This is a genomic window from Subdoligranulum sp. DSM 23681 (assembly GCF_057005535.1).
Genome location: NZ_CM168050.1, coordinates 2,658,609 through 2,682,443 on the forward strand (window position 1 = coordinate 2,658,609; position 23,835 = coordinate 2,682,443).

Consider the following 23,835-nt stretch of genomic DNA (forward strand, 5'->3'; position numbering starts at 1 on the left):
CTTCACAGCCCGTAATCTTCCAGCCGCTGCTGCAGTTCCGCCTCGTCTTCCACAGGGACTCCCTGCTGCAGGGCCAGCACGTCCTGTTCAGGCAAAAGCCGGATGCGCAGATCGTACTCGGCCAGGGGACCGGTCCCTTCGGCGGTGTACAGGGCCAGATACCCGCCGTTGTCCTTCAGAAGGTACCGCGGTCCTTCTTCGCGGCGGGCGTCATACTCCGCCCGGGCAAACCACACCGCCGCCGCCACCACACACAACAGGGCTGCTCCGCCCAGCAGAGCCAGGTAGATACGCACCCATTTCGGCAGCTTGTTTTCCATAGCCAATCCCCCTTTTTGCCTGTCCCGCGCCGCCTGCAAAGATGACAAAACCGTAAAACAGAAACGAAAAAAATGACGGCGCCAGAACAAGTATTGCCCGCCGCCGCCCTCAAAAAACAATTTCTTGTGAATTTTACATTCCATACCTGTACTTTTGGCAGCGGTTTGTGCTATAATTCAAGATATGGTATTGTCCATGAGTGTGTGACGCTGCCGGCGCCGCACCTGCCATACACAGAAAATCCGCAAAGGAGGCGGTCCCCATAGACCCCAAACAACAACGGCATCTGTCCACCCAAGGGGCGAAAGCACCCGGCGGCACGCCAAATTCCGCCAAAGGCGGTAAGAAAGATCCCAACAAAAAGCACCGCAGCATCCCTGGCATGATCCTGCGTTTCCTCGGCTGCCTGATTTGCGTGTGCATCATGCTGGGCAGTGTGGGCGCGGTGGTTCTGGCCATGTATGTCGTGCAGGTCACCGCCGACCCGGAAGGCAAGCTGGACCTGGAAAAGAAGAAGGACCAGCAGACCACCATCCTGTATACCCGGGAAGGGGACGAGTACGCCACTTTGTCCGGTGACGCCAACTCCATCTGGGTCAGCCTTTCGGATATCCCCGAAAACCTTCAGCATGCCGTGGTGGCCATCGAAGACAAGAACTTCTATGACTCCATCGGTGTCAACTTCAAGCGTACCATTGCCGCCGCCCTCAACGAGCTGACCGGCCAGCAGCTGCTGGGCAGCCAGCAGGGCGCGTCCACGCTGGAACAGCAGCTGGTCAAGAACCTGACCGACGACGACAAAGTGGACTATATGCGTAAGGTGCGCGAGATCTTCCGCGCCATTGGTTTGGCCAACCGGTACAGCAAGGAGACCATCCTGGAAGCCTACCTGAACACCGTGCCCCTGACCGGCACCATCGAGGGTGTGGAAGCCGGCGCCAACACCTACTTCGGAAAGAGCGTGGGCGAGCTGTCCCTGTCCGAATGTGCGGTGCTGGCATCCATCTCCAAGAACCCCACCGGGTACAACCCCTTCACCAACCCGGAAAATCTGCTCCAGCGCCGCAACCACGTGCTGTATGAGATGCTCAACCAGGGCTACATCTCCCAGGCGGACTATGATTCCGCCACCGCCGAGACCATCACCCTGGCGGAGAGCAAATCCAAGACCGAGAACGTGGCCGTCAGCTCCAACAACTCCTACTTCACCGAGGCGGTCATCACCCAGCTGACCAAGGACCTGAAAGAGGCCTACAACCTGGAAAGCGATGCCGAAGCCCAGGACATGATCTTCAACGGTGGTCTGCGTGTGTACACCACTGTGGACCCGGACGTCCAGAACTCGGTGGAGCAGCTCATGCTCAACAACACCTGGAACAACGACGAACTCTTCTATGCCCTGTGGCACGAGGAGGAGATCCGGAGTGATATCCCGGTGGGGGCCGAGATCCGGTATGACGCCAACGGTCTGCCCATGAAGACGACGGACGAAACTGTCAGCACCATCTTCGCGGAAGATGATATCCCCGTTTACACCGACAAGACCAACCAGACCTTCAAGACCGGCACCTATAAGGACGACAACGGCAACCAGTTCCTGACCTTCTATGAGGAGGTCCGCACCCAGGCTGCCATCGCCGTCACCAGCACCGAGGAAGGCCACAAGGGCGAGGTTATCGCCGTGGGCGGCGGTCTGGGTGAAAAGACGGTGGACCGCGGCACCAACCGTGCCCTGGAACCCCACCAGACCGGTTCTACCATGAAGCCCATCGCGGCCTACTGTCTGGCTTTGGACGATCATCTGATCAACTACTCCACCGCTCTGGAGGATGCCCCCCTGTACACCAAGGAAGGCAAAGAGATGCTGGACAACGAAAAGTGCCTGAAGCTCGGCCTGTCCCTGAACCCCAACGATCCCGCCAACCAGGCCCGCAGCGATGTGTGGAAGGAATGGCCCACCAACTACGGCGGGGCCGGCGGTGACGGCGCCACCATGCTGATCTGGGACGCCATCCGGCAGTCCTACAACACCATTGCCGTCAAGGTCGGCTCCATGGTGGGCGTGGACTATATGTATGACTTCGTCACCGAGACCCTGCAGTGCCAGTATATTGACGAGAACGACGCCGACCTGGCGCCCATGGTGCTGGGTGCCCAGTCCCGCGGTCTGACCGTGGTGGAGCTGGCCAACGCCTACTCCATGTTCACCGATGGCACCTACACCACGCCGCACTACTACACCCGCGTGGAGGATTACCAGGGCAACCCGGTCCTGGATATGGACAAGGTCACCACCACCACCCAGGCCCTGGAACCCGAGACCGCCGTCATCATGAACCGCCTGCTGGCCAATGTCTGGGTCAGCCCCGGTACCGCCAGCGGCATGAAGCCCGAAACCGAGGGCATCGACGCTGTGGGCAAGACCGGTACGACTTCTGACTTCAAGGACTACACCTTTGCCGGTCTGTCCCCCTATTACTCCATTGCTGTCTGGTGGGGCTATGACAAGCCTTACAGCATGTGGGGCGTGGACGGCAGCCGCGGCAACAGCGGTAAACCCACCCAGCGCGCCTTCAAGACTTTGATGGAGGAGATCCAGGCTGACAAACCCGCCAAGGATTTCTTCTGGGACGACGATGTGAAGCCGTATCAGTTCAGCGAATCCACCGGCGCCATCGTGTCCGGCGGCGGCCGCACCGGCTATTATACCGACGACAACCTGCCCGACTCCAGCACTGCCTCCCTGCTCAGCGACGACGCTGCCCTGGGTCAGCTCACGGCAGACGCCCTGGCCGCTCAGGCAGCCACCGATCCTGCGGCATAACTGTCCGCCATCAGCAAACCTTTTCAGACCCCGGATAGGCCTTCCCGGCTTGTCCGGGGTTTTGCCGGACCTTGCGTGTGCACCGTGGGCATACAATATTTGTATGCCTGACGAAAACAATCCACAAAGGAACAATCGGGCTGTGCAGCCTGCCCAATTTCCCCGCAAAAAGGGGAGGCCCCTTGCATCCCGGAGCGGCATGTGCTATGATTATCCTTGTCGCAAATACAACTGTTTTTGAAGGGGGTACACCCATGGCGGAACGACGTTTTCTTCTGGTGGACGCCGAAGTCCTGCCGGACGTATTTCTGAAAGTCCTGCAAGCCAAAGAGCTGCTGGCCTCCGGTGCCGTTACCAACATATCGTCGGCGGCACGTCGGGCAGGCATTTCCCGCAGCGCCTTCTATAAATACAAGGATTATGTCTTTGATGCCGAGTCTGGGCGCGAGACCCTGACCGTCATTGCCACCCTGCTGGATAAGACCGGCGCCCTGCAGGGGCTGCTGTCCGGGATTTCGGCGGCGGGGGCGTCCATTGTCACCATCACCCAGTCCCGGCCGGAAAACGGCACCGCACAGGTGGAGGTGACAGTGCGCACCGCCACCATGCAGATGTCGGTGGAAGACATGCTGCTCAAACTGGCACGTCAGCCCTTGGTGGTGGAGGTCCACCGGGGCACCTGATGCCCACCGCGGCATGGCGCGGCATAGAATGTGAGAGGGAGTGTAGTTATGGCAAAAATCGCGATCATGGGGTTCGGCACCGTGGGCAGCGGCGTGCTGGAAGTCTGCCGCCGCAATGCGGCATCCATTGCCCGACGTGTGGGAGAACCCGTGGAAGTCAAATATATCCTGGATGTGCGTGACTTCTCCGGTTCGCCGGACGCGGCCCTGTTCGTCAAGGACCTGGACATCATCCTGGCCGACCCGGAAATCCGGGTGGTGGTGGAGACCATCGGCGGCACTAAGTTCGCCTACCCATATGTGCGCCGCTGTCTGGAAAGTGGCCGCAGCGTCTGCACCTCCAACAAGGAGATGGTGGCCACCTACGGCGCCGAACTGCTGGCGCTGGCCCGCCAGCACAACGCGGCCTTCCTGTTTGAAGCCAGCGTGGGCGGCGGCACACCCATCATCACCCCCATGCACCAGTGTCTGGCCGCCAACCATATCAGCTCCATTCAGGGCATCGTCAACGGCACCACCAACTTCATGCTCACCAAGATGAAGCGGGAAAACATGGGCTTTGCCGAAGCCCTCAAGATTGCTCAGCAGCTGGGTTACGCCGAGACAAAAGACCCCAGTGACGACGTGGACGGCCGGGATGCCTGCCGCAAGATCGCCATTCTGGGTTCTCTGGCCAGCGGCTCCGCCCTCTATCCCGATAACATCCCCACCCGGGGCATCCGCCAGATCACCGTGGCCGACATCAAGGCGGCGGAAAAGCTGGAAAGCGCCATCAAGCTCATTGCCTGGTACAAGGAACTGCTCGACGGCAGCGTTTCCGCAGGGGTGGAGCCCATGCTGGTGCCGGATTCCAACCAGCTGGCCAACGTGGACGATGTGTTCAACGCCGTCCTCATGAAGGGCGATATGCTGGGCGATGTGATCTTCTACGGCAAGGGCGCCGGCAAACTGCCCACCGCCAGCGCCGTGGTGGCTGATGTCATTGACGCCCTGAAAGACGGCGCCAAGATTCATGACAGCCTGTTCTGGCAGCCCGCGCCCAAGCGGGAGGGTATGCTGCCCGACAACGCCGCATATTCCTGGTACATCCGGGCCAAGGGCATCTCTGCCGCCGTGCTGGCCTCGCTGGCCGGCCCCGGCTCCCCGGTGGACGAAGGTCCGGAGGGGGTCAGCTACCGTATGCTGAATGCCACTCCCGCGGTGATGGATGCCGTTTGCGAGAAGGTCGCCCTGCTGGGCGGTCATGTGGAACTGTTCCTCAAACAGATGGAAGCGTAAGCAGGGGAGGAGAACAACTATGGTCACCGTAACCGTACCCGCCACCAGCGCCAATGTGGGCGCCGGCTTCGACTCCCTGGGACTGGCCCTTTCCATGCACAATGTGTTCACCTTTGAGGAGTCCGACCGCATCCACATCACCTCTCTGGATGATACCCACGTTCCGGGCGGCGCCAACAACCTGGTTTACCGCAGCGCCCGGGCCGTATACGACCAGCTGGGTGTGCCTCTGAAAGGGCTGACCATCACCCAGCGCAATGATATCCCCATGGCCCGGGGCCTGGGTTCCAGCTCCGCCTGCATCGTGGCGGGCCTGCTGGGAGCCAACGCCCTGCTGGGCAAGCCGCTGACCCAGCGGCAGATGCTCACCCTGGCCACCGCCATCGAAGGCCATCCCGATAACGTGGCGCCCGCCATGCTGGGCGGCTTTGTCACCAGCGTGTATGATGAGGGATTGGTCTATACCGTCAAAAAGAACATCGACCCCGACCTGGCCTTCGCGGCCTTTGTGCCGGATTTCCGCCTGCTCACCTCCAAGGCCCGGGCAGCGCTGCCTCAGATGGTCTCCCATAAGGATGCTGTCTACAACCTGTCCCGGGCGGCGCTGGCCACCGCTGCGTTCTGCGACGGCGACTACGGCCTGCTGGGTGTGGCCACCAAGGACGCCCTGCACCAGCGTTATCGTCTGCCCCTCATTGAAGGCGGGGAGGAAATGTTTGAGCTGGCCCAGGACCTGGGAGCCCAGGCCGTGTATATCTCGGGCGCCGGCCCCACCATCATTGCGGTCGTCCACAAGGACGACCAGGAGTTCTTCGAGCAGGCGCGGGAAGCGCTGCCCCAGACCGAAAAACTCCGTCATTTTACCGTCTATCGCCTGCTGGCCGACAATACCGGCGCGACCGTTGAGGCGTGACAGCATAGAAGGGGAGGAACTTCACCAATGGCATTGATTGTACAAAAATTCGGCGGCACCTCCGTCAAGGACCGCAACCGCATCTTCAATGTGGCGCGCATCGTTGCCAACACCCGCAACGCGGGCAACGACGTGGTCGTGGTGGTGTCTGCCCAGGGCGACACCACCGATGACCTGATCGCCAAGGCAGCCGAGATCACCAGCGACCCGTCCCACCGTGAGATGGATATGCTGCTGGCATCCGGCGAGGAGATCTCCATCGCCCTGCTGGCCATGGCCCTGCAGGAGATCGGCGTCTCCGCCGTCAGCCTCACCGGCTGGCAGGCCGGTTTCGTCACCGACCGCTCCTATTCCAAGGCCCGCATCAAGCGGCTGAACACCGAACGTGTGGAAAGCGAGCTGGCCCGCAACCGCGTGGTGGTGGTGGCCGGCTTCCAGGGCCTCAACCGTTCCGATGATATCACCACCCTGGGCCGCGGCGGCAGCGATACTTCTGCTGTGGCGCTGGCGGCTGCCCTGCATGCAGACCGCTGCCAGATCTTCACTGACGTGGAAGGCGTGTTCACCGCCGATCCGCGCAAGATCCCCAAGGCCACCAAGCTCAAGGAGATCACCTTTGACGAAATGCTGGAACTGGCCTCTCTGGGGGCCCAGGTCCTGAACAACCGCAGCGTCGAACTTGCCAAGAAGTACGGCGTCGAGCTGGAGGTTCTCTCCAGCATCAATCCCATTCCGGGAACCATCGTGAAGGAGGAAACGAAAGTGGAAGGTATGCTCATCAAAGGCGTTGCAAAGGACGACAACGTAGCCGTGATCTCGATCAAGGGAGTGCCCGATGTGCCGGGTATGTCCTTCAAGGTGTTCAGCCTGCTGGCCCAGCGCAATATCAACGTGGACATCATCCTGCAGAGCTCTGCCGGCACTGCTGATACCAAGGATCTGGTGTTTACCGTGCCCCTGACCGACGCCGAGAGCGCCGTCAACGTGCTGGAAGACCACAAGAGCCGTTTCGGCGGCGGTGACATTGCCGTGGATAAGACCTGCGCCAAGGTCAGCGTGGTGGGCGCCGGCATGCAGAGCCATCCCGGTGTTGCCTCCACCATGTTTGAAGCGCTGTCCAACCAGAATATCAACATTCGCATGATCTCCACCAGCGAGATCAAGATCAGCGTCATCATTGAAAAGACGGATGCCGACCGTGCTGTTGCCGCCATCCATGACGCTTTCATCCAGTAATGCGCCTGACCTGAACAAACACCTGCAAGCGGGGCCGCTGTCTGTGCCTGCCTCTGCCTGCCGCGGCTGCGGCGGGCGGGACAGATGCCGCAGCGGTTCCGCTTTTGCCGTGTCCGGCTTGCCTGACGGCATCCCGGGTGCTATAATCATAGGAACCCGTATGCAACCCAGAAACTGTAAAGTAAAGGAATTGGTATGGAACATCAAAAAACCAGTCCATGGCTGATCGCCTTTCGTCTCATCTTCACCATTGCGCTGATCGCTTGTGTCGTCTTCATCTTCCGCAATTCCCTGCAGGCGGGGGAACTTTCTTCCGCCCGCAGTCAGGCCGTCATGCGCATGCTGAATGAGCTGTTGGGCAAAGTAGGTTTGGGGCCGCTGTCCCAGCATACGGTGCGCAAGTTGGCCCATTTTGCGGAGTTCACGCTGGAAGGCTTTCTGCTCATGCTCTGTCTGCGAGTGTACACCCGCCATTTTGTGCGGCATGTGAGCTGGCCGCTGCTGGGCGGTATGACCACGGCCCTGATGGATGAGACCATCCAGCGCTTTATTCCTGGCCGCTCTTCCCAGGTCACCGACGTCTGGATCGACATGGCCGGCGTGGTATGCGGTCTGTTCGTGGCCCTGGTCCTGCTGCTCATCGTGCGGGCCATCGGCGCTTTCCACCGCATCAAAAAGGAAAATCGACGTCTGCGCGCCGAGCGGGAGCGCCTTCTCCGGGAACAGGAGGAAGACCGCATCACCGCCCAACCGCCTCATCACGAAAATCCCAACAGGAGGGAACTGCTTTGACCGAACAACAGGCCGTACAGGCTATTCATGCTCTGCCCCGTATGGGCACAGGTACCCCGACCCTGGAGCGCATGCACGCGCTGCTGAACGCTCTGGGCAACCCTGAAAATCAGCTGAAATGCATCCACATTGCCGGTACCAACGGCAAGGGGACACTGTCCACCATGACGGCGTCCATCCTGACTCATGCCGGCTACAAGACCGGTCTTACCATCAGCCCCTATGTGCTGGACTTCCGGGAACGCTTCCAGATCGACGGCGAGATGATCCCTCCCCAGACCCTGGGTGATCTGGCGGAGGAGGTGCTGGACGCCGTGGATGATCTGTGCGCTGCCGGCAAACCCTCTCCGGTGGAGTTTGAGGTGGTCACTGCCATTGCGCTGCTCTGGTTCGCCCGGGAAAAGTGCGATTTTGTGGTGCTGGAAACCGGCCTTGGCGGCCGGTTCGATGCCACCAATGCCATCCCGGCGCCTCTGGTGGCAGCCATCACCCGCATCGGGATGGACCACATGGATGTGCTGGGGGATACCCTGGCCGCTATTGCAGCGGAAAAGGCCGGCATCATCAAGGAGGGCTGCGCGGTGATCTGTTACCCCGACCAGCCCCCCGAAGCCATGGGGCCGCTGCTCACCGCAGCCGCCCAGGCACACACCTCCATCCAGACCCCGGACCTGGAGGACATTCTGCCGCTGAAATGCCGCCCGCTGCAGAACTATATCGACTACGGCGGATACCGGGTCATGCTGTCCTTCCCGGGCAAGCACCAGGCCAATCATGCGGCCATGGCCATCGAGATCGCCCTGACCCTCTGGCGGCAGTACGGCTACGACATTTCGGATGAAGCCATTGAGAAAGGTCTGGAAGCGGCCCATATGCCCGCCCGCATCGAGGTGATCCGCCGGCATCCGCTGCTTCTGCTGGACGGCTGCCACAACCCCGATGGCGCTTCCGCCCTGGCGTCCACCCTGTCGGAAGCCGGCTATGAAGGCAACCTGGTGGGGGTGATGGGAGTTCTGAAAGACAAGGACCACGGTCCTATGCTGGAAGCTCTTTCCAAAACTTTTGACAAGGTCTTTACGGTCACTCCGGACTGCCCCCGCGCTATGACGGCGGAGGAACTGGAACATGCGGCCCGCTTCCACCTGGATGCCGAGGTGGGCGGCACTGTGCGGGAAGCCATCCGTAAGGCTGTGGACTATGCGGATTTCCACAATCTGGCCGGTGTGGTCGTTTGCGGCAGCCTGTACCTTGCCGCTGAAGCCCGCCCCATCCTGCTGGAAGAAGCGGAAAACTGATCTGATTCGCATCCTCATCCAAAACCAGGGCGCGACCTTTTGCATGCGGCGCCCCGTTTCAACAAAATATTTCTTTCGTGCCCCGTATACTGGTAGTACAAACCAGCCTACGGGGCGTTTTCTTTTGGATTGATCGAGGTGGACAAACTTGGCGAAAATCTGTTTTGTGCCCGCCAGCGGCACCCTGGCAGCCTATCTTTCGGGGGAGATCGACCATCATGCGGCCCAGGGGCTGCGGCGGGAGATCGATGCCCAGATCGACGCGCGGATGCCGGAATTGCTGACGCTGGATTTTTCGGGTGTTACCTTTATGGATTCTTCCGGCGTGGGACTCATCCTGGGGCGGGGCCGGTATATGGCTTCCCTGGGCGGGCGGCTGACGGTGCAGAACCCGCCCGCCGCTGTCCGGCGTATGCTGGATCTGGCCCGGATCACTTATGTATAAACGGAGGAATACATGATTTATGAAGATGCTCAATCAGGTCAAATTTACCTTTCTCAGCCGTAGCGTCAACGAAAGCTTTGCCCGGGCGGCGTTGGCTGCTTTTCTGGCCCAGGCAGACCCCACAGTTCCGCAGCTGGCGGATATCAAGACGGCAGTGTCCGAAGCAGTCACAAACTGTATTGTGCACGCTTATCCGGAGTCGGTGGGGCAGGTCACTCTCACCGCGGCCCTGTATGAAAACGGCCTTGTGCGCATCACCGTTACCGATCGGGGAATCGGGATACCGGATGTAGGCAAAGCTATGGAACCGCTGTACACCACCGGCAACCCGGATGAGCGGGCCGGTCTTGGCTTTGCGGTGATGCAGAGCTTTATGGACAAGATCAAGGTCAGCTCCACTCCGGGGCGCGGCACCAGGGTCACCATGTCCAAAAAGCTGGAGGCCAAGGGCTGACTTCCTACATAGAACAGATAAGGAGGTCACCGTCATGTCCCTACCCGTATCCGCTGCGTCCGGTCAGGCCAACACCACGGCTTTGTATGACCGCATTCCCCGGGAGGAATTCATTCAGCGAAATCTTGGTCTTGCCCGTACCTGTGCAGGACGCTTTACCGGCCGCGGTATTGAGTATGAGGATCTGTATGCCGCGGGCTGCCTGGGCCTTGTCAAAGCCTGCGACGGATTTGATCCGGAACGGGGCGTCTGCTTCTCCACCTATGCGGTGCCGGTCATATTGGGCGAAATCAAAAAGCTTTTCCGGGATGGCGGCACCGTCAAGGTCAGCCGCTCCCTCAAGGAACTGGGGCTCAAGATCAACGCCGAGAGGGAACGCTTTCTCAAGCAGACCGGCTCGGAACCCGGCGTCACCCAGCTGGCCGAAACGCTGGGGACAAGCCCGGAACAGGTGGCCATGGCGATTCGAGCCTCCATGCCGGTTGTCTCCCTGACCCCCACCGAAAGCGAGGACGGGAATCGGGAGTGGGATATTCCGGTAGATTCCCCGGAAGAGAAGCTGTCGGAGCATATCGGACTGAGGGAAGTCATGGATAAGCTGCCTGCGCAGGACAAGGCGTTGATCCGGCTTCGGTTCTTCGGCGGAAAGACCCAAAGCGAAACCGCCCGGGTTCTTCATACAACCCAGGTTCAGATATCGCGCCGGGAACGCAAGATACTCAAATGGATGCGGATGGAGCTGACAGGGGAAAAGGTGGAAGAGAAAAAATCCGGTAAACGCAAGGCAAAAACAAAAGTATGATTTTTTGGGCGTTTTATCCAATCAGAGATATCCTGAATTGGTAAAACGCCAAATTTGCGTTATAGCGACGCAAACTTGTTGACGAAATGAAAAACACATGGTACACTTTTACCATGCCGGTAAAAGACTGGCAAACCACATGCAAGCTTTTTGAAAAATCTTGAAAAAAGATGTTGACAAATGCCTGTTGTGGTGGTATTATAACTAAGCTGTCTCGCGAGGGACGGCAGGCGCTGAGAAAAGAAGCTCGAAGGAGCTTCGCGGCTCAAAAAAATCTCAAAAAAGTGCTTGACAAAAAGAACTTTGCGAGATATAATAAATAAGCTGTCCCGATGAGGGCGGCGCCAAGCAGGACCTTGAAAATTGAACAAACCTGAAACTTGTGGAACCTTACAGTGTTTGGAAAAACACTTTAATCAATTCCAAAAGAACAAGTAATTCAACAGGACGCAAGCGATTGTGTCTGAGAAATTACAGCGATTTAACACTTTGTAAGTGATTAAATACCATTTATAAAGAGTTTGATCCTGGCTCAGGACGAACGCTGGCGGCGCGCCTAACACATGCAAGTCGAACGGAACTTGAGAGAGCTTGCTTTTTCAAGTTTAGTGGCGAACGGGTGAGTAACGCGTGAGTAACCTGCCCTGGAGTGGGGGACAACAGTTGGAAACGACTGCTAATACCGCATAAGCCCACAGTGCCGCATGGCACAGCGGGAAAAGGATTTATTCGCTTCAGGATGGACTCGCGTCCAATTAGCTAGTTGGTGAGGTAACGGCCCACCAAGGCGACGATTGGTAGCCGGACTGAGAGGTTGAACGGCCACATTGGGACTGAGACACGGCCCAGACTCCTACGGGAGGCAGCAGTGGGGGATATTGCACAATGGGGGAAACCCTGATGCAGCGACGCCGCGTGGAGGAAGAAGGTTTTCGGATTGTAAACTCCTGTCGTACGGGACGAATCATGACGGTACCGTACAAGAAAGCCACGGCTAACTACGTGCCAGCAGCCGCGGTAAAACGTAGGTGGCAAGCGTTGTCCGGAATTACTGGGTGTAAAGGGAGCGCAGGCGGACCGGCAAGTTGGAAGTGAAATCTATGGGCTCAACCCATAAATTGCTTTCAAAACTGCTGGCCTTGAGTAGTGCAGAGGTAGGCGGAATTCCCGGTGTAGCGGTGGAATGCGTAGATATCGGGAGGAACACCAGTGGCGAAGGCGGCCTACTGGGCACCAACTGACGCTGAGGCTCGAAAGCATGGGTAGCAAACAGGATTAGATACCCTGGTAGTCCATGCCGTAAACGATGATTACTAGGTGTTGGAGGATTGACCCCTTCAGTGCCGCAGTTAACACAATAAGTAATCCACCTGGGGAGTACGACCGCAAGGTTGAAACTCAAAGGAATTGACGGGGGCCCGCACAAGCAGTGGAGTATGTGGTTTAATTCGAAGCAACGCGAAGAACCTTACCAGGTCTTGACATCCGATGCATAGTACAGAGATGTATGAAGTCCTTCGGGACATCGAGACAGGTGGTGCATGGTTGTCGTCAGCTCGTGTCGTGAGATGTTGGGTTAAGTCCCGCAACGAGCGCAACCCTTATTGCCAGTTACTACGCAAGAGGACTCTGGCGAGACTGCCGTTGACAAAACGGAGGAAGGTGGGGATGACGTCAAATCATCATGCCCTTTATGACCTGGGCTACACACGTACTACAATGGCGTTTAACAAAGAGAAGCGATACCGCGAGGTGGAGCAAAACTCAAAAACAACGTCTCAGTTCAGATTGCAGGCTGCAACTCGCCTGCATGAAGTCGGAATTGCTAGTAATCGCGGATCAGCATGCCGCGGTGAATACGTTCCCGGGCCTTGTACACACCGCCCGTCACACCATGAGAGCCGGGGGGACCCGAAGTCCGTAGTCTAACCGCAAGGAGGACGCGGCCGAAGGTAAAACTGGTGATTGGGGTGAAGTCGTAACAAGGTAGCCGTATCGGAAGGTGCGGCTGGATCACCTCCTTTCTAGGGAGTCAGACGTAAGAAGTGAGCTGGTCTCAGTTCTTACGGACAGGTAAGCAAATTTCAGGATTGTTCAATTTTGAAGGCCTTGCGGAAGCCTCTTGAGAGGTTTCTGAAAGATCTTCAGCATAAGGGCAGCGAAACCCGAAACGCTGGAAAGCGCGGGGGTATAGCTCAGTTGGGAGAGCACCTGCTTTGCAAGCAGGGGGTCAAGGGTTCGAATCCCTTTATCTCCACCATCCGGGCTGATAGCTCAGCTGGTTAGAGCACTCGGCTGATAACCGAGAGGTCGATGGTTCGAGTCCATTTCAGCCCACCACCGGATGCTCCGGTGACGGGGCATCCCAAGAGTCCTTATGTGGGTAGTTTGCTACCCGGTATGTACCTTGAAAACTGAATATAGAACTGCGAAACAAGATAACAGAAATGTTATTACCCAAGTAAAATTATTGAAACACTATAATTTCACCAAGCGGTAAAATCTTGTTGGCAAATGGAGAATCAATCTAAGGAAAACGGTCAAGCTAGAAAGGGCGCAAGGAGAATGCCTTGGCACTGGGAGCCGATGAAAGACGTGGTAAGCTGCGATAAGCCTTGGGGAGGAGCAAACATCCTTTGATCCAGGGATTTCTGAATGGGGCAACCCGGCGATGCTCATACATCGTCACCGTGCACTGAATCCATAGGTTCACGGAGGGAACCGCCTGAACTGAAACATCTAAGTAGGGCGAGGAAGAGACATCAACATGAGATTCCGTCAGTAGTGGCGAGCGAACGCGGAAGAGGGCAAACCGGAGGGAGAAATCCTTCCGGGGTATGGACTGCTTTTAGGACTGGAATGGTTAATCGAAGGGCATGGGAAGGCCCACCAAAGAGTGTGAGAGTCACGTAGATGAAAACTTGAACAGCTGCGCAGGATCCAGAGTACGGCCAGACACGTGAAACCTGGTCGGAATATGGGGGGACCACCCTCCAACCCTAAATACTACCCAGTGACCGATAGCGTATAGTACTGTGAAGGAAAGGTGAAAAGGACCCCGGGAGGGGAGTGAAATAGAACCTGAAACCTTGTGCCTACAAGCACATAGAGCCCGTCAACGGGTGATATGGTACTTTTTGTAGAACGGTCCGGCGAGCGATTGTACGTTGCGAGCTTAAGGTCTTCAGGACCGGAGGCGTAGCGAGAGCGAGTCTGAATAGGGCGTTCAGTAGCGTGCAATGGGCCCGAAACCGGGTGACCTACCCATGATCAGGCTGAAGTGAAAGTAAAATTTCATGGAGGGCCGAACCGACCTCCGTTGAAAAGGCGGCGGATGAATTGTGGGTAGCGGAGAAATTCCAATCGAACTCGGAGATAGCTGGTTCTCCCCGAAATAGCTTTAGGGCTAGCCTCATGTTAGATATCCGGAGGTAAAGCACTGAATGGCCTAGCGCCCGAGAGGGTAGCGAAGCCTATCAAACTAAGAATGCCGGAATATTGATGCATGGGAGTCAGACAGTGTGAGATAAATCTCATTGTCAAGAGGGAAACAGCCCAGATCTACAGCTAAGGTCCCAAATTGTATCTAAGTGGAGAAGGATGTGGAGATACGCAGACAACCAGGATGTTGGCTCAGAAGCAGCCACTCATTCAAAGAGTGCGTAATAGCTCACTGGTCGAGCGTCTCTGCGCCGAAAATTTAACGGGGCTAAGATACAAACCGAAGCTTAGGCTGCGTCGTAAGACGCGGGGTAGGGGAGCGTTGTGTACGCGGAGAAACGATAGCGTAAGCGGTCGTGGAGTGTACAGAAGTGAGAATGCCGGAATGAGTAGCGCGAATGCAGTGAGAATCTGCATGGCCGAAAGCCTCAGGTTTTTGGAGGAAGGTTCGTCCGCTCCAAGTTAGGCGGGAGCTAAGGTGAGGCCGAAAGGCGTAGCCGATGCACAGACGGTAGAGATTCCGTCCCCACCGAAAGATTTAAGCGCAGGGACACTTTTTGAAGGTCAGAGCCGGGTGTTGGTTCCGGTAGTGATCGAGGGAAAATTAGTACCGAAGTCTGGCTGGAAGAGAGGCGAGAAAAGCTGCGTGTACATCTAAGGTGCCCGTACCGCAAACCGACACAGGTAGGTAGGAAGAAGATTCTAAGGCCAACGGGAGAAGGGTTGTTAAGGAACTCGGCAAGTTGACCCCGTAACTTCGGAATAAGGGGTGCTCACGAGAGTGAGCCGCAGAGAATAGGCCCAGGCAACTGTTTACCAAAAACACAGGTTTGTGCTAAATCGAAAGATGACGTATACGAGCTGACGCCTGCCCGGTGCTGGAAGGTTAAAAGGAGATGTGCAAGCATTGAATTGAAGCCCCAGTGAACGGCGGCCGTAACTATAACGGTCCTAAGGTAGCGAAATTCCTTGTCAGGTAAGTTCTGACCCGCATGAAAGGCGTAATGATCTGGGCACTGTCTCAACAGCCCGCCCGGCGAAATTGTAGTACCGGTGAAGATGCCGGTTACCCGCGACAAGACGGAAAGACCCCATGGAGCTTTACTGTAGCCTAATATTGGGTTTCGGTGTTGCATGCACAGGATAGATGGGACACTGGGAAGCTAGGGCTTTGGCCTTAGTGGAGTGGCCGTTGGGATACCATCCTTGCGACATTGGAATTCTAACCTGCGCCCTTGAATCAGGGCGGGGGACATTGTTAGGTGGGCAGTTTGACTGGGGCGGTCGCCTCCTAAAGAGTAGCGGAGGCGTTCAAAGGTTGGCTCAGCATGGACGGAAACCATGCCAGAGAGTGCAAACGCAAAAGCCAGCCTGACTGCGAGACTGACGGGTCGAGCAGAGACGAAAGTCGGAGTTAGTGATCCGGTGGTATGTGAGTGGAAATGCCATCGCTCAACGGATAAAAGTTACCCTGGGGATAACAGGCTGATCTCCCCCAAGAGTCCACATCGACGGGGAGGTTTGGCACCTCGATGTCGGCTCATCGCATCCTGGGGCTGTATTCGGTCCCAAGGGTTTGGCTGTTCGCCAATTAAAGCGGTACGCGAGCTGGGTTCAGAACGTCGTGAGACAGTTCGGTCCCTATCTGTCGTGGGCGCAGGATATTTGAAAGGCGCTGTCCCTAGTACGAGAGGACCGGGATGGACGAACCTCTGGTGCACCAGTTGTCACGCCAGTGGCACAGCTGGGCAGCTATGTTCGGATCGGATAAACGCTGAAAGCATCTAAGCGTGAAGCCGACCTTAAGATAAGATATCCCACTGAGTCAATCAGGTAAGACCCCTTGAAGACTACAAGGTTGATAGGCACACAGTGTAAGCGGAGTGATCCGTTCAGCTAGCGTGTACTAATAGGTCGAGGGCTTGACCCCATTTTCTTAGAGTACTTCATTTGCCAGCAGTTCGATATTCAGTTTTGAGGGTATATACCTCAGAAAAAGAGAAGCATAGCCGATAAAGGTCATGCAAATGGCCGGTGTCGATGACGGTGAGGATCCACCTGTTCCCATTCCGAACACAGAAGTTAAGCTCACTCGTGCCGAAGATAGTTGGCTGGAGACGGCCTGTGAAAATAGGTAGATGCCGGCTTCTCTTTTTATTATGGCCCGTTGGTCAAGCGGTTAAGACAGCGGCCTCTCACGCCGTTAACATGGGTTCGATTCCCGTACGGGTCACCAAGTAAATCCGAATCTCAAACCTTTATGGTAAGAGGTTCGGATTTCTTTTTTTATATTGCTTTTGCCCGCCAATAGGGAGGAAACAGACATGCAGCAATCAGAGGAACAGCGCCGTTTGTCCTTGCTCATCCAGCGACTATACGAAACAGTGGAAGACGCTTTAGGCGAAAATTTGACAGGCATTTACTTGCATGGTTCTGTAGCTATGGGTTGCTTCAATTGGAATACCGGGGATGTGGATTGCCTGATTGTGACCGCCGAGCCATTAGGGATAGCGGCGAAAACCGCAATGATCGACACATGCCTTGCCCTGCAGCCGCTATGTCCGCCAAAGGGGCTGGAACTCAGCGTGGTGACCAAGGCGGTGTGCGAAAATCCACAGCGGAGTCCGGCTTTTGAATTCCATTTTTCACCCTTATATGTCGAGTCCTATGCCCAGGACCCACAGGGACAGCTGGCCCGTATGCCCAGAACAGACCCGGATCTAATTGTGCATTTTTCCATGGTACGGTCCAGGGGAAGGGCTCTGTTGGGTGCTCCTGCGAAGCAGGTGTTTGCACCGATTCCGAGGCTATGGCTGCTGGACAGCATACAGTGAGACCTGGCAGATGCGGCCCAGAATATGGAAGATCAGCCAGTCTATTATGTCCTGAATTTTTGCCGTGCCCTGGCCTGCCTGGAGGATGGCCAGCTGCTCTGCAAGCAAGAAGGCGGGGAGTGGGGGCTGCGGCATCTGCCTTCGGAATACCGGTCGTTGGTGGAAGCCGCCTTGACGGCCTATGCCGGAGGCACTTTTGTGGATATCCGGCAATATCCTGTCCGCCAGTTTATTGCCGAAATGTGGAATCGTTGGAAGCAGGGAAGAGTAGATCATACGACCGGAAATGGTTCTGAAGATCAGGAAAATACGATAAGTAATTGAAGCAATAGAATAGATATGAATGCAAAAAGGAGCGCCCCTGTATTGCCGGAAAGGCAACACAGAGGCGCTCTGCGCGTTCTATTTGGTGATTACAGGTTCGTATACCCCATCAGGAAACGATCCACCACAGCGGCGGTATCGCGGCCTTCCCGCAGGGCCCAGACAACCAGGCTCTGACCGCGGCGCATATCACCGCAGGTGAAGACGTTCGACACATTGGTGGCAAAGTTGTGGTCGGCCACGCAACCGCGGGGCGTCAGTTCCAGGCCAAAAGCTTCGGCAGTGTAGCTTTCGCAGCCGGTAAAGCCGGCAGCAATCAGAACCAGCTCACACTCCACCGTTTCTTCCTCGCCGGTGGGAACCATAGCACGGCGGCCGGTGGCTTCGTCCACCACACGGCTTTCCAGCTTGGAGAGAACCGCGCCATATACGCGGCCGTCCTCACCCTTCAGAAATTCCTTCACCGTGGTCTGATAGACACGAGGATCGCGGCCAAACACCGCGATGGCTTCCTGCTGACCGTAGTCGGTCTTGAGGATGCGGGGCCATTCCGGCCAGTCGTTGCCGGGGGCGCGCTGGGCCGGGGGACAGGGCATCATTTCCAGCTGCAGTACGTCGGCGCAGTGCTGGCGGATGGCAGTGCCCACGCAGTCGTTGCCGGTGTCGCCGCCGCCAATGACCAGCACACGCTTGCCTTCAGCAGAGATGGCGCGGCCGTCCGCAAAGTTGGAATCCAACAGGCTGCGGGTAACGCTGGTCAGGTAATCCACCGCAAAGTAGATGCCCTCCGCTTCGCGCCCCGGCACAGCCAGATCGCGGGCCTGCTTGGCGCCGCAGCACAGAACCACTGCATCATAGCGGCTGGTGAGTTCTTCCTTGCTGATATCCACACCCACATTGGTGTTCAGCACAAACTCAATGCCTTCCGCTTTCATGATGGCCACGCGGCGGTCGATGGCGGACTTCTCCAGCTTCATGTTGGGAATGCCGTACATCAGCAGGCCGCCCACGCGGTCCTCCCGCTCAAAAACGGTTACGCTGTGACCGCGGCGGTTCAGCAAGTCGGCCACGGCCAGACCGGCAGGGCCGGCGCCCACCACAGCCACGCTCTTGCCGGTGCGGGCAGCGGGCGGTTCGGGCTGGATGAGACCGTGCTCATAGCCGTACTCCACAATGGCGTGTTCGTTTTCCTTGACAGTGACAGGATTGCCCGTGGCCATGCCGCAGGTGCAGGCTGCTTCGCACAGAGCAGGGCAGACCCGGCTGGTGAATTCGGGGAAGAGGTTGGTGGCGCGCAGGCGATGCAGCGCCAGATCCCAGCGGCCCTGATACACCAGGTCGTTCCACTCAGGAATCAGGTTATTCAGCGGACAGCCGCTGGCCATACCGCCCACCATCATGCCGCTCTGGCAGAAGGGCACGCCGCAGTCCATGCAGCGGGCACCCTGGGCCTGCTGTTCGTCAGAGGGCAGGGGCAGATGAAATTCGTTAAAGTTGCAAATGCGTTCTTCCGGCGGCAGCTCGGTGCTGGTCTGCCGTTCGATCTGCAAAAATCCGGTCGGTTTTCCCATGGTGTGCCCCTCCTTATTTGGCGTTCTTCATAGCGTAGAAGGCTTCGATCTGGGCCTGCTCGCTGTCCTCGCCCTTCTCTTCCATCTGGGCAATCAGGCGCAGCATCTTGTCGTAGTCGTGAGGCAGGACCTTCTTGAAGCGCGGCAGATATGCCCCGAAATCATCCAGGATCTCCTTGCCGCGGGGCGAACCGGTGCGTTCCACATGTTCGCGGATCAGATCTTTCAGCAAAGCCACGTCATACTTGTGCTCCACGGGCTCCAGGCTGACCATGTCCTTGTTGACGCGCTGGTAAAAATCCCAGTCCTCGTCCAGGACGTAAGCGATACCGCCGCTCATGCCGGCCGCAAAGTTTTTGCCGGTCTTGCCCAGCACCACCACGGTGCCGCCGGTCATATATTCGCAGCCATGGTCACCAACGCCTTCCACCACGGCGGTGGCGCCGGAGTTGCGCACGCAGAAGCGTTCGCCGGCCACACCGTTGATGAAAGCCTTGCCGCTGGTGGCGCCGTACAGGGCTACGTTGCCGATGACAATGTTCTGGCTGCGGTCATAGGTCACGCTCTTGGGCGGATACACCACGATCTCGCCGCCGGAAAGTCCCTTGCCCAGATAGTCGTTGCAGTCGCCTTCCAGCTCCAGGGTCAGGCCCTTGGGCAGGAACGCGCCGAAGCTCTGACCGCCGCAGCCGTGGCACAGCACATGGAAGGTATCATCGGGCAGGGTGTTGCCGAACTTGGCGGTGATCTCGCTGCCGAAGATGGTGCCGAAAGCACGATCGGTGTTGCCCACGGTCAGTTCCACCCGCATGGGCTTAGGCTCGGCCATGTCGAAGCTCTTCTTGAACTTCTTCATCAGGACCTTCATGTCCGGGGTCTTTTCCAGGCCGAAGTTGTAGACATCCTTGGGATCAAAGTGGACGCTGGTGTTCTCGATGAGCGGATTGCTCAACAGCGGGGTCAGATCCAGCTCGCTGGCACGGCTGCCGGCGGGCTCTTCCTTGATGGCCAGCAGATCGGTGCGGCCCACCAGATCTTCCAGACGTCGCACACCCAGGCGGGCCATGTATTCCCGCAGTTCCTGGGCCATGAAGCGCATGAAGTTCATGACATATTCCGGCTTGCCCTTGAAGTTGCGGCGCAGCTCGGGGTTCTGGGTGCAGATGCCCATGGGGCAGGTGTCCAGGTTGCACACACGCATCATGACACAGCCCATGGCCACCAGGGGCCCAGTGCCGAAACCGAATTCCTCGGCGCCCAGCATGGCAGCAATGGCCACGTCGCGGCCGCTCATCAGCTTGCTGTCCGCCTCAATACGCACGCGGCTGCGCAGACCGTTCATGATCAGGCACTGGTGCGCTTCGGCAATGCCCAGTTCCCAGGGCAGACCGGCGTTGTGGATGGAGTTGTTGGGAGCAGCACCCGTGCCGCCGTCAAAGCCGGAGATCAGGATGACCTCGGCGCCGGCCTTGGCCACGCCGGCAGCGATGGTGCCCACACCGGCCTCGCTGACCAGCTTGACGTTGATGGCCGCCTTGCGGTTGGCGCACTTCAGGTCGTAGATCAGCTGGGCCAGGTCCTCGATGGAGTAGATATCATGGTGGGGCGGGGGAGAGATCAGGCCCACACCGGTGGTGGAGTGACGGGTCTTGGCAACCCAGGGATAGACCTTGCCACCGGGAAGCTGGCCGCCCTCACCGGGCTTGGCGCCCTGGGCCATCTTGATCTGGATCTCGCTGGCGGAAACCAGGTACTTGCTGGTGACGCCGAAGCGGGCGGAGGCCACCTGCTTGATGGCGGAGTTCCGTTCGGTGCCGTAGCGGTCCTCGAACTCGCCGCCTTCGCCGGTGTTGCTCTTGCCGCCCAGACGGTTCATGGCGATGGCCATGCACTCGTGGGCTTCGGCAGACAGGGCACCGTAGCTCATGGCCGCGGTCTTGAAGCGGCGGACCAGGCTGTCCACGCTCTCCACCTCGTCAATGGGCACGCCCTGTTCGGGATAACGGAAGGTCAGCAGGCTGCGCAGATGCATCTCATCGGAGCCGGTGTTGTCAATGGCTTCGGTGTAGGCTTTGAACTTGGAGTAGTCGCCGGTCCAGCAGGCCTGCTGCAGCAGATGGATGGTCTGGGGATTGTACAGGTGCTGTTCCGCCTGGGGACCGCTGCGGAACTTGTGCAGACCCAGGCTGGGCAGCTCGGTATCGGTGCCCAGGCCCAGGGGATCGTAAGCCTTCTGATGGCGCTCTTCCAGATCATCCTGGATGTCTTTCAGGGTGATGCCGCCCACACGGGTAACGGTGTTGGTGAAGTATTTGTCCACCACAGCCTTGCTGATGCCCAGAGCCTCAAAGATCTGGCTGCCCTGGTAGGACTGGATGGTGGAAATGCCCATCTTGGAGGCGATCTTTACGATGCCGGCCAGCACGGCGTGGTTGTAGTCTTCCACGGCGGCGTAGTAGTCCTTGTCCAGCAGCTTCTCGTCGATGAGCTGGCGGATGGTCTGCTGCGCCAGATAGGGGTTGATGGCGCAGGCGCCGTAGCCCAGCAGGGTGGCAAAGTCATGAACCAGGCGGGGCTCGCCGCTTTCCAGTACCAGAGCCATGGCAGTGCGCTTCTTGGTGCGCACCAGGTACTTGGAAACCGCACCCACGGCCAGCAGGCTGGGGATGGCCACATGGTACTCGTCAATCTCCCGGTCGGAGAGGATCAGGATGTTGGCGCCGTCCCGGTAGGCGCGGTCCACTTCCACGAACAGGCGTTCGATGGCCTTTTCCAGGTCGGTGTTCTTGTAGTAGCAGATGGAGACGGTCTGCACCTTGAAACCGGGGACCTTCATGGCCTTCAGCTTCAGCACGTCGGTCTCGGTGAGGATGGGGTTGTTGATCTTCAGGACTTTGCAGTTCTCGCTGCTTTCTTCCAGCAGGTTGCCCTGGGCGCCCACATAGACGGTGGTGGAGGTGACAACCTTCTCACGCAGGGCGTCGATGGGCGGGTTGGTGACCTGGGCGAACATCTGCTTGAAATAATCGAACAGCGGGGGATGGGTGTGGCTGAGCACAGCCAGCGGGGTATCGCTGCCCATGGCACCGGAGGGTTCGGCGCCATTCTTGGCCATGGGGAGGATCATGGAAGTCACGTCCTCGTACCGGTAGCCAAAAGCCTTCTGCAGCTGGACCAGCTCCTGGGCGTTGGGTTCCGGCGGCCGCTGGTTGGGAATTTTCAGATCCTTCAGGTTGACCAGGTTGCGGTCCAGCCATTCGCCGTAAGGCTGGCGGCTGGCGTAGTCGGCCTTCAGGCGGTCGTCGTCCACCAGCTCACCCTTCACGGTATCCACCAGCAGCATCTTGCCGGGACGCAGACGGTCACGGCAGACGATCTCGGCGGGGTCCACATCCAGCACGCCCACCTCACTGGAGAGGATCAGGCGGCCATCACGGGTGATATAGTAGCGGGAGGGGCGCAGACCGTTGCGGTCCAGCACAGCGCCCATCACATCACCGTCGGAGAAGAGGATGGAAGCCGGACCATCCCAGGGTTCCAGCATGGTGGCGTAGTACTGGTAGAAAGCGCGCTTCTTGGGATCCATGCTGTCGTTGTTGCTCCAGGGCTCGGGAATGGTGACCATCACAGCCAGGGGCAGATCCATGCCGTTCATGACCATGAACTCCAGGGTGTTGTCCAGCATGGCGGAGTCGCTGCCGTCCTGGTTCACGATGGGCAGCACCTTGGCCATGTCGTCCTTGAGGCAGCTGCTGGCGATGGTCTCCTCGCGGGCCAGCATGGTATCCACGTTGCCCCGGATGGTGTTGATTTCGCCGTTGTGCAGGATCATGCGGTTGGGGTGGGCGCGGTTCCAGCTGGGCGCAGTGTTGGTGGAGAACCGGCTGTGCACCATGCCGATGGCGGATTCATAGTCGGTATCCTGCAGGTCGGGATAGAACAAACGCAGCTCCTTCACCAGGAACATGCCCTTGTACACGATGGTACGGCTGGACAGGCTGCACACATAGGTCTCGGGGCTGGACTGCTCAAAGACCCGGCGGGCCACATACAGGCGGCGGTCAAAGTCCAGACCGGGCTGCACCCGGGCGGGCTTTTCCACAAAGCCCTGCCAGATGCTGGGCATGCAGGAGCGGGCCTTGTGGCCCAGGATTTCGGGGCACACCGGCACGGCGCGCCAGCCCAGGAAGTTCAGGCCTTCCTTGCGGCAGATGATCTCAAACAGCTTTTTGGCCTGGTTGCGGCGCAGTTCTTCCTGGGGGAAGAAGAACATGCCCACGCCGTATTCACGCTCTTCGCCCAGGGCGATACCGGCTTCGTCCGCCACCTTCTTGAAGAACTTGTGGCCAATCTGCAGCAGAATACCCACGCCGTCGCCGGTCTTGCCTTCGGCATCCTTGCCTGCGCGGTGCTCCAGATGTTCCACGATCTGCAAAGCATCGTCGATGGTCTTGTGGCTCTTGCGGCCCTTGATGTCCACCACGGCGCCGATACCGCAGTTATCGTGCTCAAATCTCGGGTCATACAGCCCAATGGGCTGCTTGCTTGTGGTAAAGTCTTGCACTGGTACCTCTCCTTCCCGGCGATAAACGCCATGCTGCGGGAGTCTTTTTTGGGGACCG

General features: G+C 58.1%; 15 protein-coding genes, 3 tRNA genes and 3 rRNA genes. 18 read left to right on the forward strand and 3 right to left on the reverse strand.

All coding sequences use genetic code 11. From position 1 onward, the window contains the following. Nucleotides 1–2: 2 nt before the first annotated feature. Nucleotides 3–320, reverse strand: coding sequence for a hypothetical protein (locus tag AC127K_RS12230; RefSeq protein ID WP_483720813.1), 318 nt, complete (start codon nt 318–320; stop codon nt 3–5). Nucleotides 321–703: 383 nt separating this feature from the next. On the opposite strand from AC127K_RS12230, the gene AC127K_RS12235 reads away from it, so the two are divergent. The 18 genes from AC127K_RS12235 to AC127K_RS12320 all read left to right on the forward strand — a co-directional run bounded on the left by AC127K_RS12235 (nt 704) and on the right by AC127K_RS12320 (nt 17,642). Continuing rightward, nucleotides 704–3,145 carry a transglycosylase domain-containing protein gene (locus AC127K_RS12235; protein ID WP_483720814.1) on the forward strand — a complete coding sequence of 814 codons (2,442 nt, stop codon included), beginning with the start codon at nt 704–706 and terminating at the stop codon, nt 3,143–3,145. A 254-nt stretch (nt 3,146–3,399) separates the two neighbouring features. Then, on the forward strand, nt 3,400–3,828 hold the full coding sequence (locus AC127K_RS12240; RefSeq protein WP_483720815.1) for an ACT domain-containing protein: 429 nt from the start codon (nt 3,400–3,402) through the stop codon (nt 3,826–3,828). Between the two features lie 48 nt (nt 3,829–3,876). Continuing rightward, nucleotides 3,877–5,106, forward strand: coding sequence for a homoserine dehydrogenase (locus AC127K_RS12245; RefSeq protein WP_483720816.1), 1,230 nt, complete (start codon nt 3,877–3,879; stop codon nt 5,104–5,106). 19 nt (nt 5,107–5,125) lie between these two features. After that, nucleotides 5,126–6,019 (forward strand): homoserine kinase, encoded by an 894-nt coding sequence (thrB, locus tag AC127K_RS12250; protein ID WP_294542459.1) that lies wholly within the window; start codon nt 5,126–5,128, stop codon nt 6,017–6,019. A gap of 27 nt (nt 6,020–6,046) precedes the next feature. Continuing rightward, on the forward strand, nt 6,047–7,255 hold the full coding sequence (locus tag AC127K_RS12255) for an aspartate kinase (RefSeq protein ID WP_294542458.1): 1,209 nt from the start codon (nt 6,047–6,049) through the stop codon (nt 7,253–7,255). Between the two features lie 195 nt (nt 7,256–7,450). Next, nucleotides 7,451–8,047, forward strand: a complete 597-nt coding sequence (locus tag AC127K_RS12260; RefSeq protein WP_483720817.1) for a VanZ family protein — start codon at nt 7,451–7,453, stop codon at nt 8,045–8,047. Then, nucleotides 8,044–9,342, forward strand: a complete 1,299-nt coding sequence (locus AC127K_RS12265) for a bifunctional folylpolyglutamate synthase/dihydrofolate synthase (RefSeq protein ID WP_294542453.1) — start codon at nt 8,044–8,046, stop codon at nt 9,340–9,342. The genes AC127K_RS12260 and AC127K_RS12265 overlap by 4 nt, the downstream gene beginning before the upstream one ends. Before the next feature lie 148 nt (nt 9,343–9,490). Continuing rightward, nucleotides 9,491–9,787 carry an anti-sigma factor antagonist gene (locus AC127K_RS12270; protein ID WP_294542452.1) on the forward strand — a complete coding sequence of 99 codons (297 nt, stop codon included), beginning with the start codon at nt 9,491–9,493 and terminating at the stop codon, nt 9,785–9,787. A 19-nt stretch (nt 9,788–9,806) separates the two neighbouring features. Next, nucleotides 9,807–10,241 carry an anti-sigma F factor gene (gene spoIIAB / locus AC127K_RS12275; protein ID WP_294542451.1) on the forward strand — a complete coding sequence of 145 codons (435 nt, stop codon included), beginning with the start codon at nt 9,807–9,809 and terminating at the stop codon, nt 10,239–10,241. A gap of 34 nt (nt 10,242–10,275) precedes the next feature. Continuing rightward, a complete protein-coding gene (locus tag AC127K_RS12280; RefSeq protein ID WP_294542450.1) occupies nt 10,276–11,043 on the forward strand; it encodes a sigma-70 family RNA polymerase sigma factor in 768 nt (255 codons plus the stop codon). A gap of 509 nt (nt 11,044–11,552) precedes the next feature. Then, nucleotides 11,553–13,067: ribosomal RNA gene (locus AC127K_RS12285) — 16S ribosomal RNA — on the forward strand. Nucleotides 13,068–13,227: 160 nt separating this feature from the next. Continuing rightward, nucleotides 13,228–13,303: transfer RNA gene (locus AC127K_RS12290), tRNA-Ala, on the forward strand. Nucleotides 13,304–13,306: 3 nt separating this feature from the next. Next, nucleotides 13,307–13,383: transfer RNA gene (locus tag AC127K_RS12295), tRNA-Ile, on the forward strand. Nucleotides 13,384–13,581: 198 nt separating this feature from the next. After that, nucleotides 13,582–16,414: ribosomal RNA gene (locus tag AC127K_RS12300) — 23S ribosomal RNA — on the forward strand. A 100-nt stretch (nt 16,415–16,514) separates the two neighbouring features. After that, nucleotides 16,515–16,631 (forward strand): 5S ribosomal RNA (gene rrf / locus AC127K_RS12305). The 16S, 23S and 5S rRNA genes sit together here with 3 tRNA genes alongside, the layout of an rRNA operon. Before the next feature lie 14 nt (nt 16,632–16,645). After that, nucleotides 16,646–16,720, forward strand: a tRNA-Glu gene (locus AC127K_RS12310). An 88-nt stretch (nt 16,721–16,808) separates the two neighbouring features. Further along, nucleotides 16,809–17,318 carry a hypothetical protein gene (locus AC127K_RS12315; RefSeq protein ID WP_483720818.1) on the forward strand — a complete coding sequence of 170 codons (510 nt, stop codon included), beginning with the start codon at nt 16,809–16,811 and terminating at the stop codon, nt 17,316–17,318. 24 nt (nt 17,319–17,342) lie between these two features. Continuing rightward, entirely contained in the window at nt 17,343–17,642 is a 300-nt protein-coding gene (locus AC127K_RS12320; protein ID WP_483720819.1) for an aminoglycoside adenylyltransferase domain-containing protein, read from the forward strand. An 89-nt stretch (nt 17,643–17,731) separates the two neighbouring features. Here AC127K_RS12320 and AC127K_RS12325 read toward each other — a convergent pair whose 3' ends face one another. Both AC127K_RS12325 and gltB read right to left on the reverse strand, forming a co-directional pair. Then, nucleotides 17,732–19,213, reverse strand: a complete 1,482-nt coding sequence (locus AC127K_RS12325; RefSeq protein WP_483720820.1) for a glutamate synthase subunit beta — start codon at nt 19,211–19,213, stop codon at nt 17,732–17,734. 13 nt (nt 19,214–19,226) lie between these two features. Further along, the gene (gltB, locus tag AC127K_RS12330) at nt 19,227–23,777 is read right to left on the reverse strand and encodes a glutamate synthase large subunit (RefSeq protein WP_483720821.1); all 4,551 of its coding nucleotides are present in this window, start codon (nt 23,775–23,777) and stop codon (nt 19,227–19,229) included. Nucleotides 23,778–23,835 lie beyond the last annotated feature (58 nt).

What these genes read in the sequence shown, in the direction of transcription:
- spoIIAB (WP_294542451.1), top strand. Translation starts at nt 9,807, where the DNA reads ATGAAGATGCTCAATCAGGTCAAATTTACCTTTCTCAGCCGTAGCGTC.
- AC127K_RS12315 (WP_483720818.1), top strand. Translation starts at nt 16,809, where the DNA reads ATGCAGCAATCAGAGGAACAGCGCCGTTTGTCCTTGCTCATCCAGCGA.
- AC127K_RS12240 (WP_483720815.1), top strand. Translation starts at nt 3,400, where the DNA reads ATGGCGGAACGACGTTTTCTTCTGGTGGACGCCGAAGTCCTGCCGGAC.
- AC127K_RS12280 (WP_294542450.1), top strand. Translation starts at nt 10,276, where the DNA reads ATGTCCCTACCCGTATCCGCTGCGTCCGGTCAGGCCAACACCACGGCT.
- AC127K_RS12260 (WP_483720817.1), top strand. Translation starts at nt 7,451, where the DNA reads ATGGAACATCAAAAAACCAGTCCATGGCTGATCGCCTTTCGTCTCATC.
- thrB (WP_294542459.1), top strand. Translation starts at nt 5,126, where the DNA reads ATGGTCACCGTAACCGTACCCGCCACCAGCGCCAATGTGGGCGCCGGC.
- AC127K_RS12245 (WP_483720816.1), top strand. Translation starts at nt 3,877, where the DNA reads ATGGCAAAAATCGCGATCATGGGGTTCGGCACCGTGGGCAGCGGCGTG.
- AC127K_RS12320 (WP_483720819.1), top strand. Translation starts at nt 17,343, where the DNA reads ATGGAAGATCAGCCAGTCTATTATGTCCTGAATTTTTGCCGTGCCCTG.
- AC127K_RS12255 (WP_294542458.1), top strand. Translation starts at nt 6,047, where the DNA reads ATGGCATTGATTGTACAAAAATTCGGCGGCACCTCCGTCAAGGACCGC.
- AC127K_RS12325 (WP_483720820.1), bottom strand. Translation starts at nt 19,213, where the DNA reads ATGGGAAAACCGACCGGATTTTTGCAGATCGAACGGCAGACCAGCACC.
- AC127K_RS12230 (WP_483720813.1), bottom strand. Translation starts at nt 320, where the DNA reads ATGGAAAACAAGCTGCCGAAATGGGTGCGTATCTACCTGGCTCTGCTG.
- AC127K_RS12235 (WP_483720814.1), top strand. Translation starts at nt 704, where the DNA reads ATGATCCTGCGTTTCCTCGGCTGCCTGATTTGCGTGTGCATCATGCTG.